Genomic DNA, 13,272 nt, shown 5'->3' on the forward strand with positions numbered 1-13,272 from the left:
ACAAAGGGCCGTGGCGCACGGTCGAAGACGTCGAGCTGGCCACCCTCGGATGGGTCCACTGGCACAACACCGAACGGCTGCACGGCTACCTCGACGACGTGCCACCAACCGAGTTCGAAGCAGCGTTCTACGCTGCCCAACAGACCGACCACACCGTGGTTGGAATCCAATAGCCCGAGCCTCCACCAGACCCAGGGCGATTCAGACCCCCACCAACCACGACACCAGCTAGATGAGTGATTCCTCCGGTGGGAGTTGTGGCCTCTAGCCCGAACCTAGATGCGTTCGAGGGTGGTGCCGCCGAACAGGGGCTCGACGCCGTGGGTGGCGACGTCGGCCTGCAGCTCGTCGTCGCGGGGCGGCGTCGGGGGCAGCTGCTCGGCGGCCGCCAGCGTCAGGGCGAGGACGCGGGCGTCGCTGGAGGTGTTGAGGAACACCTGCGGGTTGCCCAGCACCCAGTGGACCGCCCGGGCGACGGCGTCGGGGTCGAGCAGCGGCTCGTACCAGCTGAAGCGGCGGTCGTCGTGGTCGTCACGCCAGCGCCGCCGGGCGACGGCCTTGATGGTCTGCACCGCCACCTGCCGCTCGGCGCACACCGCCAGCAGCTCCTCGACGTCGGCCCGGTAGGCGGCGTCCTGCAGGCCGACGAAGCTGTACGGCAGCAGCACGGAGTCGAACGGTTGACGCTCGAGGCTGCGCAGGTGCATGCGGGCGATGCGGTTGCCGTGTCCCGTCACGCCGACGAAGCGCACGAGGCCCTCGTCCCGTGCCTGCAGGAGGGCCTCCACGGCGCCGCCGGGCCCGTGGGCGACCTCCCACTCGTCGGGCTCGACCAGGTTGTGGAGCTGGATGAGGTCGACCGCGTCGACCCGGAGCCGGGTGAGCGACCGCTCCAGCTCGGCCCGGGCCCCGATGCCCGAGCGCTCGCCGGTCTTGGTGGCGAGGAAGAACCGGGAGCGGTGCTCGGGCATCCAGGCACCGATCCGCAGCTCCGAATCGCCGTAGCCCGCCGCGGTGTCGATGTGGTTGACGCCGCGCGCCAGCAGCACGTCGAGCAGTTCGTCGGCCCGCTCCTGGCGCATCGACGCCAGCCCCGCCGCCCCGAAGATCACCCGACTGCTGTCGTGCCCGGTTCGGCCGAACGGCGCCACAGGAAGGCTCACGCCTCCGAACCTACCGGCCGGGGCGTGGCCTCCGCTCCGCCCGGTCAGCTCGGCTGGGTGGCCAGGAGGAACTGCACCTGGCCGTCGGACTCGACCTTGGCGTCGAGCACCATGCCGTCGAGCAGGTCGTCGGCGGTCGGGTCGAGGAACACGCGGACGCCCTCCTCCTCGACGACGTTGTCCTCCTGCCGGGGAGCGAGCGCCCAGGCCAGCGCCAAGCCGTCGGGACTGTCGGCGGGGCCGGCGATGCGCAGCCCGGCATCGTCGGGGAGCTCCGGGTGGTCGCTGAGGTTGCGGATCGCCGTGGCGGCGTTGGAAGTGAGAACGAGCAAGGAGCTTCCTCCGGGTCGTGAGTGGCCGGGTCGGGTCTTCCCACCGCGATCCGGGTCAAACACTTCGCCGCCGCCGGGGAGTCCGACGCCCGGCAACCGGGCCCGGAATGAGAGCGGGTCTCCCGTCACGGCGGAACGACGGGAGACCCGGACTCGATGCGGCCGCGTAGGAACGGCGGGGTGTCCCAGCGTCGCGGCCGCGGTCGGTCGTCTACCCCCACGAGAACATCCCAATCAGATTCTTCGAAAATCTTTTCGCGATCGTCAGTTTGGGGTGGCCAGGTGGGGGAAGCGGCTGCCTCGATGCGGACCGTCGTCGAACGGAGGATCACAACCAGTGACCAAGCTCGTGCGCGACGTCATGGCAGTCACCCCCTGGGCGATCGAGGCGACGACCTCCCTCCAGGATGCTGCCCGGATGATGCGCGTCTGGGATCTGCACGAGGTCTTCGTCGTCGACCAGGGCGTCCTGCGCGGCGTGCTGAGCGACGAGGCGATCGTCGTGCTCGCGATCGCGTCCGGGCGGTCGCCGTCGAGCGTCCTCGCTGGTGAGTCCTGCAACCCCGACGTGCCGCGCGTCCAGAGCTCCCAGCCCGTGACCGAGGCGCTCGCCGTCGTGGAGGAGCGCCGGGCGGCCCGGATCCCCGTGGTCGACGGCGACCGGCTCGTCGGCACCATCTCCCTCGGCGACCTCACCCGGACCCGCATCAGGCCGCGGGGCTGAGCACGCCCTCGCCGTAGACCCGGGCCTCGTCGAGCAGGTCGAGGTCGGGGGCGAGCAGCTCGACGGTCGACTGCACGGTGGCGAGGGCCCGGATCGCTCCGAGGACCACCGGTTCGAGCGTCAGGCCGAAGCGGCGCAGGACGTCGCTGAAGGCGGCGAAGAGGGCCAGGTCGGGCGGTGATCCCGGCCGCAGGTGCCGGGCGACGAGGCGGTCGAGCGCCGCGGCCAGCTCCCGCCCGTCGGGGGCCGCGCCTGCCCGGGTCCCTGGCCGCGGCTGCGGTGGCCCGGCGAGGCCCTCGCTCACCGCGGCGGCCATCAGGCGACCGTCGCGTGCGGCGATGCCGACGCACATCAGCCGCAGCCCGGCCTGCTGCGCCGGGGTCAGCCGGCCGACGGCGCCGCAGTCGAGCAGGGCGATGCGCCCGTCGGCGGTGAGGTGGAGGTTGCCGGGGTGGGGATCGGCGTGGAACACACCGGCGGTGAAGATCTGCTCGAAGAAGCAGTGCAGGAGGCTGCGGGCGAGGTCACGGCGGTGGTCCGGCGCCAGGCCGGCCGCCCCCGACGACAGCGGTCGCCCCTCGATCCACTCCATCACCAGCACCCGGCGGCGGCTCAGCGCCAGGACCGGGGCCGGCACCACGATGCGGTCGTGGCGACCGACGGCGTCGGCGATGGCGCGCAGGTTGCGGGCCTCGACGCGGAAGTCGAGCTCCTCGGTGACGCTGTCGGCGAAGCCCTGGACGGCCACGGCCAGCCGCTGCTCGGCGGCCCAGCCGGTGTGCCGCTCGAGCCGGGCCGCCAGGCGGCCGAGGATGTCGAGGTCGCGGGCCACGCGGGCGGCGACGTCGGGGCGCTGCACCTTCACCGCCACCGGGGCACCGTCGGCCAGCCGGCCGCGGTGGACCTGGGCTACCGAGGCGGCCGCCACGGGGCGGGTGTCGAAGTCGTGCAGCACCTCGGCCGGCGGGCGGCCCAGCTCCTCGACGAACAGCCGGTGCACCGCGGCGCCCGACACGGGCGGGGCGTCCTGCTGCAGGAACCGGAGCTCGGTGACGACGTCGGAGGGGATCAGGTCGGGGCGGGTCGACAGGAGCTGCCCGAGCTTCACGTAGATGCCCCCGGCCTGCTCCAGCGCCTGGCGCAGCGACCGGCCCCGGTCGGACTCGTCGGCCCGCCGCCGGCCCCGCCAGAGCCCGGACCGGGCGACGATCCCGCCCAGCTCGACGTAGCGGGCGAGCCGGTCGGTGCGGGTGTGGAGGGTGTCCCGTCGCATGCCTCGACGGTACGGACAACCCGCCGACGGATCGTCGTACGGTCGGCCGATCCTCCCCTACTCCCCCCGCAGTAGGGCGGGTCCTGCGGGTCAGGCCTCGACGAGGGCGCGGAGGTCCTCCATCTGGCCGGCATCGGTACGACGGACGGCGCGGCGGACGACGGGCCCGATGAGCTTCCACCCTCCGTGGGCGTCGACCTCGACGGCGAGGCGGGCCCGGGTGCTCTCGGGGTCGCCGGTCGGGTCGACCCGGTAGTGGTAGCGGGCGACCACGCCGCCCTGCGTGGACGTCAGCGTGAACGATCGGCCGGGCTCCACCGCCGTGATCTCGCTCGTGTGGGACTTGCCCCGCGACACGAACGTGAGCGTCGTCCCCACCTCGGTCGGGCCGTCGGCGTGCAGCGACTCGACGGCCTCCATCCACTCCGGGGCCCGCTCCCAGTCGGTGAGCGCGCCCCAGACGTCGGCGACGGGGCGCTTGATGGTCGTTTCCGTGGCGAAGGCCTGACTCATGCGACGCAGCGTCACCCGGCCGGGCGAGGGGCCGCTTGTACGGAATTCACGTCTCGGGCACGAAGCCCGGGGCCTGCTGGCCGACGTCGAACACGGCCCGCTGCGCGGCGACGTAGCCGGAGGGCGTCACTCCCGTGTGCCGCTTGAAGTCCCGGATGAAGTGGGACTGGTCGAACCACCCCCACTCCGCCGCCAGGTCGGTCCAGGTGATCGGGGCGTGGACGTCGACGTCGGCGAGGAGGCGGCGCAGCCGCAGGATCCGCGCCAGAGACCGGGGTGTGAGGCCCACCACCCGCGTGAACTCCCGGTCGAGGTGGGCGTGGGAGATGCCCATCTCCTCGGCGACGTCCGAGATGCGCCGCCGCGGGTCGCCCTCCAGCGCCGCCACCGCCGCCGCGCAGCGCTCCCATCCGGGGACGTCGGCCTGCAGCCCCGCCAGGAGCGTGGCTTCCACGGCGTCGAGGCAGGAGAAGGGCGCGATGCCGTCGAGCACCGCTCCGAGCAGCGCCGTCCGGAGCGGGCCCGCGGCCGGCCACACGCCCGGCAGGTCGACCACCCGGCCCCGCAACGGCGACGGGTCGACGCCGAACAGCGCCCGGCACCCGAACGGCGTCGTCACGATCCCGACCGCCAGGGTCTCGGCCGTCGGGGCGTTGATCACCGGGCCGTCGTGCGGTCCGGCGAGCCAACCTTCGGCGGCGACGAACGGCGTGCCGGCGCCGTTGCGGGGCGTCTGCACGATCGGCGACCCGAGCACCACCACCGCCACCGTCGACCCCGTGGGACCGATCCGCTCCTGCCGGTAGGGGATGTGGCCCCGGGCGAACCACACCGACTCGACGAACGGCTCGAGCGGTGGGTCGGGCCGCCGCGTCTCGAACTCGAACTCCATGACAGCTCCTCGCCCGTCAGCCTGCATCCGGGAGTCGACGGGAGGCCAGCGGGCTCAGTGTTCAACAGAATGAACCAGGCTTCATCTTGTTCGCATCGGGATGTACAGTGACCGGCATGGGCCTCGACGAGCGGGACTTCCCGATGATCGTGAGCGTCGACGACCACGTGGTCGAACCGGCGCACGTGTGGTCGACGTGGCTGCCCCGGCGGTTCCGCGACCGGGGCCCCCGGGTGGAGCGGCGGGGCATCGGGGCCATGCGCCACGTCGGCGGCGGCGCCTACGAGCAGTCGTTCGACCCCGACGGCCCGCAGGCCGACTGCTGGATCTACGAGGACCTCGTCTACATCCACAAGCGCCACGTGGCCGCCGTGGGCTTCGACCGCGACGACATGACGATGGCGCCGATCACCTACGACGAGATGCGCGACGGCTGCTACGACCCCCGGGCCCGGGTCGCCGACATGGAGCTGAACCACGTCGAGGCGTCGCTGTGCTTCCCCACCTTCCCCCGCTTCTGCGGCCAGACCTTCACCGAGGCGAAGGACCGGGAGCTGGGCGAGGCCTGCGTGCACGCCTACAACGACTGGATGGTCGAGGAGTGGTGCGGCGACTCGGGCGGCCGGCTCGTCCCCCTGACCATCGTGCCGCTGTGGGACGCCGAGCTGGCCGCCGCGGAGGTGCGCCGCAACGCCGCCCGGGGCGTCCACGCCGTGTGCTTCAGCGAGATCCCCGCGCACCTCGGCCTGCCGTCGATCCACTCGGGGTCCTGGGACCCGTTCTTCGCCGCCTGCGCCGAGACGGCCACCGTGGTCAACATGCACATCGGCTCGTCGTCGCGCATGCCGGCCACGTCGGGCGACGCCCCCACGGGGGTGGCCGCCACGCTGAGCTTCAACAACGCCATGGCGTCGATGAGCGACTGGCTGTTCTCCGGCAAGCTCGTGCAGTTCCCCGACCTGCGCCTGGCCTACAGCGAGGGCCAGATCGGCTGGATCCCCTACATCCTCGAGCGGGCCGACACGGTGTGGGAGGAGCACCGGGCGTGGGCCGGCACGAAGGAGCTCGTGCCCGAGCCGCCCAGCACCTACTACTACCGCCAGGTGTTCGGCTGCTTCTTCAGCGACCAGCACGGCATCGACAGCATCGACAAGGTCGGCGTCGACAACACCACCTTCGAGACCGACTACCCCCACACCGACTCCACGTGGCCCCACACGAAGAAGATCGCCATGGAGATGACCGCCGGCCTCGACCCCGACGTCATCCGCAAGATCATGCGGGGCAACGCCATCCGCATGCTCTCCCTCGACCTCGCCCCGTGACCCCTCGCCACCACTGTCCATAGTGGTTACTATGGTGTGGTGAGCCCTCTCCTCTACGACCCGTCGTCCTACGCCCTGCACGACGACCCGTTCCCGACCTACCGGCGACTGCAGGCCGAGGCGCCGCTCTTCCGCAACGAGGAGCTCGGGTTCTGGGCGCTCACCCGCTTCGACGACGTGATCGGCGGCCTGGGTGACCCCGCCACCTACAGCTCCGCCCAGGGCACGCTCGTCGAGCACATCCAGAGCACCGACCCGCCGCCGGACATGATGATCTTCGCCGACCCGCCCCACCACGACGTGCTGCGCAAGCTGGTCAGCCGGGCGTTCACCCCGCGGCGGATCGCCGACATGGAGGCCAAGGTCCGCACGATGTGCGACGACTGGCTCGACCCCCTCGTGGAGGCCCGGGGCGGCGAGGTGGTGGCCGACCTGGCCGGCCTGCTGCCGATGGCCGTGATCGGCGCCCTGCTCGGCGCGCCGCCCGAGGACAACGCCCGCCTCAAGGCGCTGTCGGACCGGCTGCTGCACCGGGAGGACGGGTCGGTGGCAAGGCCCGAGGACGCGGCTGTGGCGGGCGCCGAGCTGTGGATGTACTTCAGCGAGCTGGTCGCCGCCCGGCGGGCCGCCCCTGGCGACGACATGATGACCGCCCTCGTCGAGGCCGAGATCCCCGACGACGCCGCCGACGGCGCGCCCCGGCGCCTCACCGAGGACGAGATCGTGTACTTCTGCCTACTGCTGGGGGTGGCGGGCAACGAGACGACGGCCAAGATGATCGCCACCGGCACCGTGGTGCTGGCCGAGTTCCCGGACGAGCGGGCGCGGCTGGCCGCCGACCCCGGGCTCTGGCCCGGCGCGGTGGAGGAGCTGCTGCGGTTCGACCCGCCGTCGCACTACCAGGGCCGCGTCACCACCCGGCCGGTGGTGTGGCACGGACACGAGGTCGCCGAGGGCGAGATCGTCCTGCTGGTCAACGGCGCGGCCAACCGCGATCCGGCGGCCTTCGACGAACCGGGCCGCTTCGTCGCCGACCGGCGCATCGAGCGGCACCTGGCCTTCGGGCACGGCGTCCACTACTGCCTGGGCGCCGCGCTGGCTCGGCTGGAGACCCGGGTCGCCCTGGAGGAGCTGGTGCGCCGCTTCCCCGACTACGAGGTCGACCGCGGCGGGATCGAGCGGTTCCACTCGACCAACATCCGCGGCCTGTCACGCGTGCCGTTCGCCGCCTGACCCCGGGTCGCGGGAGGCCGCGGCGATCGCGACCGCCTCCTCGGCGTCGCCCACGGGGGGCGCCGGCGACCGCAGCGTGAGGCGCTCGATCCCGATCGTGGGGGCCACCAGCAGCGAGCCGAGCGTCGCGGCGAGAACGTCGCACACCTGCTCGGTGTCCATGAAGGCGGCCAGCTGGCGGCCGGAGCTGGTCCAGGCATCCAGCGCCTCGACGATCTCGTCGGCGTCGAAGCCGTGGCCGAACTCCGTCGGGACCGTGGCGCCCAGCGAGATCGTGGTCAGCCGCAGCCAGGGGTGCTCCTCGCGCCACTGGGCCAGCGAGTGCTCCAGGGCCGCCTTGCTGGCGCCGTAGGCACCGAGGTGACTGCGCGGCGCCTCGACCACCTCGGACGACACGACGGCCACGACCGACTCGGGCCCCAGGAGGTCGACGAGCGCGACCAGCACGCGGTTGATGCCGACGAGGTTGGTCTCGAGGGCATCGCGCCAGTCCTCGGGCCGGGTCGCCACCAGCCGCCGCAGGGGCGCGGCGCCGGCCGACACGACGAGCAGGTCGACGTGGCCGAGCGTGGCGCGCACGTCGTCGGCGAGCTGCCGGCACGTCTCGTCGTCGCGGAGGTCGACCACCACCGGGCGGCCGCCACCGGCCTCGGTGGCGACCTCGGCGAGGCGGTCGGCCCGCCGGGCGGCGAGGACGACGTCGGCGCCGGCGCGGACGGCGCGCACGGCGACGCCCCGGCCGAGCCCCGACGAAGCCCCCACGACCACGACCCTGCGGCCCGCGAGGGCACTGCTCATGCCGGCTCCGCGATGCTCTTGGTCTCGAGGTACTCCTCGAAACCGGCCACGCCGGACTCCCGGCCCACACCGCTCTGCTTGTAGCCGCCGAACGGCACGTCCGGGGCGTACCACTGGCCGCCGTTGATCGAGACCGTGCCGGTGCGCAGGCGGGCGGCCACGGCGCGGGCCCGGTCGAGGTCGGTGGCGACCACCCCGCCGGAGAGGCCGTAGTCCGAGTCGTTCGCCAGGGCCACGGCGTGGTCGTCGCCGTCGTGGGGCAGGACGCACAGCACCGGGCCGAAGATCTCCTCGCGCACGGCCCGGGCGTCGGGCGGCAGCCCCGTCAGGACCGTCGGCTCGACGTAGTACCCGGTCGGCAGGTGCGCCGGGACCCCTCCCCCGGTCGCGACGGTCCCGCCGGCGTCGACCGCAGAGGCGACGTGGTCGAGCACCCGCCGGCGCTGCGGTTCGCTGATCAGCGGGCCCATGAGGTTGCCGGGGTTGGTGGGGTCGCCGTAGGGGATCGCACCCAGGGTGCGCACGACCGCCTCGACGCCCTCGTCGTAGCGGTCGCGTGGGAGCAGCAGCCGGCTGGTGACCGCGCAGCCCTGCCCGGCGTGGGTGGTGATGTTGAAGGCGGCGATGGTCGCCGCGAGCTCGAGGTCGGCGTCGTCGAGCGCGACGAGGGCCGACTTGCCGCCCAGCTCGAGGAACAGTCGCTTCACCGTGGGCGCGGCGGTCGCCATGATCGCCCGGCCGGTGGCCGTCGAGCCCGTGAACGACACGACGTCGACCCGCGGGTCCTCGACCAGCCGCTGTCCGGCGGCGTTGCGCGACGAGGTGATCACGTTGAGCACGCCGGGCGGCAGGTCGGTCTCCTCGACGGCGATCCGGCCGAGCAGGGCGGCGGTCCACGGCGTGGCCGGGGCCGCCTTGAGGACGACCGTGCACCCGGCGGCGAGGGCCGGGCCCACCTTGGCCAGCTGGATCTGCATCGGGAAGTTCCACGGCACGATGGCCGCCACGACCCCGGCCGGCTCACGGACGACGGCACGGGTGGCGCCCCCGCCGAAGCCCTCCGCCACCCCGAGCTCGCTCCGCCAGGCGTAGCTCTCGGCGAGGTCGGCGGCGTAGGCGAGGCCGGCGATCGGGGTGTCGAGCTGGGCGCTGTAGGTGAGGGCGACCGGCGTGCCGACCTCGGCGACCAGCGTGGGCCGCAGCTCGTCGGCGTGCCGCTGGAGAGCGTCCTGCAGCTGCCGCAGGCACCGCACCCGAAGACCCACGTCGGTCGGCCAGGTCGTGGTGTCGAACGCGGTGCGGGCCGACGCCACCGCCGCGTCGACGTCGCGGTCGGCGGCGTCGGCGGCGATGCCGATCACCTGCTCGGTGGCCGGGTCGACGTTGTCGTAGGTGGCGCCGCCGGTCGCCTCGACCAGCTTCCCGTCGATCAGCAGGCGCTCCTCACGCCACAGCTCAGAAGCCATAGAGCCGCGACGCGTTGCCGGCGACGATGAGGTCGCGCTCGTCGTCGGGGATCCCGGCGAAGTTCTTCTCGACGATCGCGTGCGAGTTGGGCCACGACGTCGCCGGGTGCGGGAAGTCGGTGGACCACATGATCCGGTCGACGCCGATGTCGTGGCGGTAGCCGAGGCCGCGGGGGTCGTCGACGAACGTGAGGTACATCTGCCGGTGGAAGTAGGCGCTCGGCTTGTCGGTGAGGCCCGGGAAGTCGTAGGGACCGGCCGCCATCGAGTCGAGGACGTCCAGGTAGTGCGGCACCCAGCCGAGGCTCGGCTCGACGAGGACGATCTTGAGCTTCGGGAAGCGCTCGAGCACGCCGGGCAGGATCCAGAAGCCGATCGTCTCGGCCAGGCGCATGGCCGGCTGCGAGGTGAAGATGCCCTTCTGGGGCGTCGGGTCACGGCGCAGCAGCTCGAACAGCGACTTCACGAGGCCGAGGTGCTGGCTGATCGACATCCCGGTCTCGGAGATCGCCGACCAGACGGGGTCGTAGCGCTCGTCGTGGTACTCGGCCAGGCCGACCTCGGACGGGAACGTGGGGATGTGCACCGCCCGGGCACCCTCGGCGGCCAGGGCGTGCACCTGCTTGACGGAGTAGTCGATGTCGATGAGCGGCACCTGGTACGCCGGCACGAGCCGCGAGGGGTCGGCCTTCGAGAAGTCGAGGAGGACGCGGTTGAACGCCTCGGACGCCTCCTTCCAGCCCTCGCGCATGTGGGGGTAGTGGCGGAACGCGCTGACCTCGCTGTAGAGGACCTCGGCGTCGACGCCGTCACGGTCCATCGCCTGCAGGCGGGCGACCGGCTCGCTGTAGCCGGGGTTGGTGAACGCCTCGTGGCTGAAACCCGCCGCCAGCACCTTGGGATCGGTGTCACCGAACTCCCGGCGGTGCTCGGCGTCCTCGGCCGCGACGGCGTCGTCCCAGACCGTGTGGAACTTCGACGCCAGGTTGGCCTTGATCTGCTCGGGCTCGATGCGGACGTGCGAATCGACCGAGATCAGCTTGGTGCTCATCGTCCCCCCTTTCGTCGGAGCCGTCCTCGTGACTACTCCATAGTGACTGCTATGGTGACGATAGCGCCGGCGAGAGCCGCCGACAAGCGCCGGAGGTGATCGATGGAACCAGTGCGAACGGGGGCTCGGCTGACCTGCGCCACCTGCGGCACGCAGGTGATGGTGGTCAAGCCGCCGAGCGCCGTCCCCCACTGCTGTGGCATGCCCCTGTCGGAGGTGGGCCGCGATGTCGAACGATCTCGGTAAGCGCTACACGTGCCAGGACTGCGGCGCCATCTACCTGGTCGTGAAGGCGGGCGCCGGCACCGTCGAGTGCCACGGTCGCCCGGCGTTGCAACAGGCCGCCAAGCAGCTGCCCTCGTCGGACTGACGTGAACCTCGCCATCGCGCTGGCCATGGCGGCCGACGGGCACGGCGACCGGACGGCCGTGGTCGACGCCGAGCGCTCCCTCTCCTACCACCGGCTGCACGAGGTCGCCGAGACCGTGGCCGCCCGACTGCCCGACGACGCGGACACCGTGGTGGCCGCCGGCGTCCACGGCACTGCGCTGGCCGCGTCCCTGTTCGGCGCGGCGTGGGCCGGGCGCTCGTTCGCACCGGTCAACCACCGCCTGCCGGCCGACCGGGTCGCCTCCCTCGCCCGGCGTCTGGCACCCGCCCAGGGGGTCGCCGCGCCGCCCTACCTGGCGCCGCTCGACCGGGAGCTGCCCGGCAGCTGGAGCGCCGAGGACCTGTTCGCCGACACCGGCGGGCGCGGCGCGGCGTTCGTGGAGGAGCCGGTGCGCCCGGCCGTCGTCCTCTACACCAGCGGCACGGCGGCCGAGCCGAAGGCCGCGGTCGTCGACCACGACAACCTCCTCGCCTACCTCGTGAACACCGTGGAGTACGGCGCCGCCGGAACCGACGAGGCCGTGCTGATCGCCGTGCCGCCCTTCCACATCGCCGGCGTCGCCGCCGTGCTGAGCGCGGTCTGGGCCGGTCGCCGCATCGTGGCGCTCGACGGCTTCTCCCCCGCGAGCTGGATCGACGCCGTGCGGGCCGAGTCGGTCACCCACGCCTTCGTCGTGCCGACGATGCTGGCCCGCATCGTCGAGGTCGCGGCGCCGCTCCCGTCGCTCCGCTCGCTCGCCTACGGCGGAGCCCGCATGCCGGTCCCGGTGCTGGAGCGGGCGCTCGCGCTGTACCCCCACGTCGACTTCGTGAACGCCTACGGGCTCACCGAGACGAGCTCGACGATCGCGGTCCTCGGGCCCGACGAGCACCGCGCGGGCAACCGGCTCGCGTCGGTGGGGCGGCCGGTGCCGGGCGTGGAGGTCGAGATCGTCGACGACGGCCACGTGCCCGTGCCGCCGGGAGCCACCGGACGGGTGCGGATCCGGGGTGCCCAGGTGAGCGGCCGCTACCTGGGCGACGACCCGCGGGCTCCCGACGGCTGGCTCACCACCGGCGACCTCGGGCACCTCGACGCCGACGGCTACCTCTACATCGAGGGCCGGTCCGACGACGTGGTGATCCGCGGCGGCGAGAACATCGCCCCCGCGGAGATCGAGGACGCCCTGCTGCGGCACCCCGGGGTGGCGCAGGCGGCGGTCGTCGGCGTGCCCCACCCGGAGTGGGGCGAGCAGATCGCCGCCGCTGTCGTGCTCCACGCCGACGCCGACCCGCCGGCACCGGACGACCTCCGCGCCCACGTGCGGAGCCTGCTCGGCGGCCTCAAGTGCCCCGACGTCGTCGCTGTGGTCGACGACCTGCCGCTGACGGCGACGGGCAAGGTGGTGCGCCGCGAGGTGCGCCGGCTGCTGTCCGAGCGCGTCGACATAGGGTGACGGGCGTGACCGACTCCGCTGCAGTTCGACGCGGCCGGCGAGCCGCCGGCGACGGCGCCGACCAGGCCACCCGCCGGGCCGTCATCGACGCCGCCGTGGCCTCGATCCTCGAGCGGGGCTTCTACCGGGCCAGCAGCAACGAGATCGCCCGTCGGGCCAACGTGAGCTGGGGGGTCATCCAGCACTACTTCGGCACCCGCGAGGCGCTGATGCTGGCCGTGCTCCAGGACGGCGCCAGCCGGTTCGCCGACGTGGTCCGCGAGGGGTCGATCGACGGCGAGACGGCCGCCGAGCGCCTCGAGCAGCTTCTCGACATCCTGGCGCGCCACTACGGCACGCCCGAGTACCTGGCGTACATCCAGGTGACGCTGAACCTGGACCACGACCCCGCCACCAGCGCCGAGGTGCGCACCACCATGCGGGAGGTGGCCGAGCGCGCCACCGAACAGCTCAGGAGGCTGATCCGCGAGGCGCTCGGGCCCGCGGCCGGCGAGCCCGACCTGGCGACGACCACGTTCCTCGCCCTCCGGGGCTTCGTCGTGTCCCAGCAGCTCCTCGACACGATGGCCTACGACTCGACGCCACCCAAGACCGACCGCACCGCCCAACAGCGGCGGCTGCTCAGCCGGATCCTGGCCCCGTACATCGAGCAGGCCGCGTCGTCGAAGGGCTGAGG

The 13,272-nt window shown here is 72.9% G+C and carries 15 protein-coding genes; 7 read left to right on the plus strand and 8 right to left on the minus strand.

Translation table 11 applies throughout. The annotated features are described in order from the left end of the window. The coding region (locus tag VK611_01510; protein ID HMG39968.1) for an IS3 family transposase at positions 1-173 on the plus strand (173 nt) is incomplete at its 5' end. A 102-nt stretch (positions 174-275) separates the two neighbouring features. Here the strand turns inward: VK611_01510 and VK611_01515 are convergent. Together VK611_01515 and VK611_01520 are read right to left on the minus strand one after the other, a co-directional pair. Further along, positions 276-1,163, minus strand: coding sequence for an aldo/keto reductase (locus tag VK611_01515; protein ID HMG39969.1), 888 nt, complete (start codon positions 1,161-1,163; stop codon positions 276-278). 44 nt (positions 1,164-1,207) lie between these two features. Next, the gene (locus VK611_01520) at positions 1,208-1,495 is read right to left on the minus strand and encodes a hypothetical protein (GenBank protein ID HMG39970.1); all 288 of its coding nucleotides are present in this window, start codon (positions 1,493-1,495) and stop codon (positions 1,208-1,210) included. Positions 1,496-1,832: 337 nt separating this feature from the next. Here VK611_01520 and VK611_01525 point away from each other — a divergent pair, with 337 nt between their 5' ends. Then, positions 1,833-2,219, plus strand: coding sequence for a CBS domain-containing protein (locus VK611_01525; protein ID HMG39971.1), 387 nt, complete (start codon positions 1,833-1,835; stop codon positions 2,217-2,219). Here the strand turns inward: VK611_01525 and VK611_01530 are convergent. The 3 genes from VK611_01530 to VK611_01540 all read right to left on the minus strand — a co-directional run bounded on the left by VK611_01530 (position 2,203) and on the right by VK611_01540 (position 4,897). Continuing rightward, positions 2,203-3,492, minus strand: coding sequence for an AarF/ABC1/UbiB kinase family protein (locus VK611_01530; protein ID HMG39972.1), 1,290 nt, complete (start codon positions 3,490-3,492; stop codon positions 2,203-2,205). The two genes, VK611_01525 and VK611_01530, sit on opposite strands and share 17 nt — an antisense overlap. 90 nt (positions 3,493-3,582) lie before the next feature. Next, the gene (locus VK611_01535) at positions 3,583-4,005 is read right to left on the minus strand and encodes an SRPBCC family protein (protein HMG39973.1); all 423 of its coding nucleotides are present in this window, start codon (positions 4,003-4,005) and stop codon (positions 3,583-3,585) included. A 46-nt stretch (positions 4,006-4,051) separates the two neighbouring features. Next, the gene (locus VK611_01540; GenBank protein HMG39974.1) at positions 4,052-4,897 is read right to left on the minus strand and encodes an AraC family transcriptional regulator; all 846 of its coding nucleotides are present in this window, start codon (positions 4,895-4,897) and stop codon (positions 4,052-4,054) included. A gap of 116 nt (positions 4,898-5,013) precedes the next feature. Here VK611_01540 and VK611_01545 point away from each other — a divergent pair, with 116 nt between their 5' ends. Together VK611_01545 and VK611_01550 are read left to right on the plus strand one after the other, a co-directional pair. Beyond that, entirely contained in the window at positions 5,014-6,222 is a 1,209-nt protein-coding gene (locus tag VK611_01545) for an amidohydrolase family protein (GenBank protein HMG39975.1), read from the plus strand. 39 nt (positions 6,223-6,261) lie between these two features. Further along, the gene (locus VK611_01550; GenBank protein HMG39976.1) at positions 6,262-7,455 is read left to right on the plus strand and encodes a cytochrome P450; all 1,194 of its coding nucleotides are present in this window, start codon (positions 6,262-6,264) and stop codon (positions 7,453-7,455) included. On the opposite strand, the gene VK611_01555 is transcribed toward VK611_01550, so the two are convergent. The 3 genes from VK611_01555 to VK611_01565 are packed head-to-tail and all read right to left on the minus strand — an operon-like array spanning position 7,432 to position 10,770. Continuing rightward, positions 7,432-8,253 carry an SDR family oxidoreductase gene (locus tag VK611_01555; protein ID HMG39977.1) on the minus strand — a complete coding sequence of 274 codons (822 nt, stop codon included), beginning with the start codon at positions 8,251-8,253 and terminating at the stop codon, positions 7,432-7,434. The genes VK611_01550 and VK611_01555 overlap by 24 nt on opposite strands. Further along, positions 8,250-9,719: an aldehyde dehydrogenase family protein gene (locus VK611_01560; protein HMG39978.1), complete on the minus strand. Its 1,470-nt coding sequence runs from the start codon at positions 9,717-9,719 to the stop codon at positions 8,250-8,252. Before VK611_01560 ends, VK611_01555 begins: the two co-directional genes overlap by 4 nt. Further along, the gene (locus tag VK611_01565) at positions 9,709-10,770 is read right to left on the minus strand and encodes an amidohydrolase family protein (GenBank protein ID HMG39979.1); all 1,062 of its coding nucleotides are present in this window, start codon (positions 10,768-10,770) and stop codon (positions 9,709-9,711) included. Before VK611_01565 ends, VK611_01560 begins: the two co-directional genes overlap by 11 nt. A gap of 226 nt (positions 10,771-10,996) precedes the next feature. Between VK611_01565 and VK611_01570 the strand changes: the two genes are divergently transcribed. Genes VK611_01570 through VK611_01580 form a run of 3 tightly spaced genes read left to right on the plus strand, consistent with a single transcriptional unit; the run spans position 10,997 to position 13,270 of the window. Next, positions 10,997-11,140 (plus strand): hypothetical protein, encoded by a 144-nt coding sequence (locus VK611_01570; protein ID HMG39980.1) that lies wholly within the window; start codon positions 10,997-10,999, stop codon positions 11,138-11,140. Between the two features lies 1 nt (position 11,141). Beyond that, positions 11,142-12,596 carry a fatty acid--CoA ligase family protein gene (locus tag VK611_01575; protein ID HMG39981.1) on the plus strand — a complete coding sequence of 485 codons (1,455 nt, stop codon included), beginning with the start codon at positions 11,142-11,144 and terminating at the stop codon, positions 12,594-12,596. 5 nt (positions 12,597-12,601) lie between these two features. Continuing rightward, the gene (locus VK611_01580; GenBank protein HMG39982.1) at positions 12,602-13,270 is read left to right on the plus strand and encodes a TetR/AcrR family transcriptional regulator; all 669 of its coding nucleotides are present in this window, start codon (positions 12,602-12,604) and stop codon (positions 13,268-13,270) included. The last annotated feature ends 2 nt before the right edge of the window (positions 13,271-13,272 follow it).

The sequence above is a fragment of the Acidimicrobiales bacterium genome (assembly GCA_035316325.1).
GTDB lineage: Bacteria > Actinomycetota > Acidimicrobiia > Acidimicrobiales > VFJN01 > DASXTK01.

Bases quoted from the DNA above. Each gene is read 5' to 3' on its own strand.
- VK611_01530 (HMG39972.1), bottom strand. From the start codon at position 3,492: ATGCGACGGGACACCCTCCACACCCGCACCGACCGGCTCGCCCGCTAC.
- VK611_01535 (HMG39973.1), bottom strand. From the start codon at position 4,005: ATGAGTCAGGCCTTCGCCACGGAAACGACCATCAAGCGCCCCGTCGCC.
- VK611_01540 (HMG39974.1), bottom strand. From the start codon at position 4,897: ATGGAGTTCGAGTTCGAGACGCGGCGGCCCGACCCACCGCTCGAGCCG.
- VK611_01545 (HMG39975.1), top strand. From the start codon at position 5,014: ATGGGCCTCGACGAGCGGGACTTCCCGATGATCGTGAGCGTCGACGAC.
- VK611_01555 (HMG39977.1), bottom strand. From the start codon at position 8,253: ATGAGCAGTGCCCTCGCGGGCCGCAGGGTCGTGGTCGTGGGGGCTTCG.
- VK611_01560 (HMG39978.1), bottom strand. From the start codon at position 9,719: ATGGCTTCTGAGCTGTGGCGTGAGGAGCGCCTGCTGATCGACGGGAAG.
- VK611_01565 (HMG39979.1), bottom strand. From the start codon at position 10,770: ATGAGCACCAAGCTGATCTCGGTCGATTCGCACGTCCGCATCGAGCCC.
- VK611_01570 (HMG39980.1), top strand. From the start codon at position 10,997: ATGTCGAACGATCTCGGTAAGCGCTACACGTGCCAGGACTGCGGCGCC.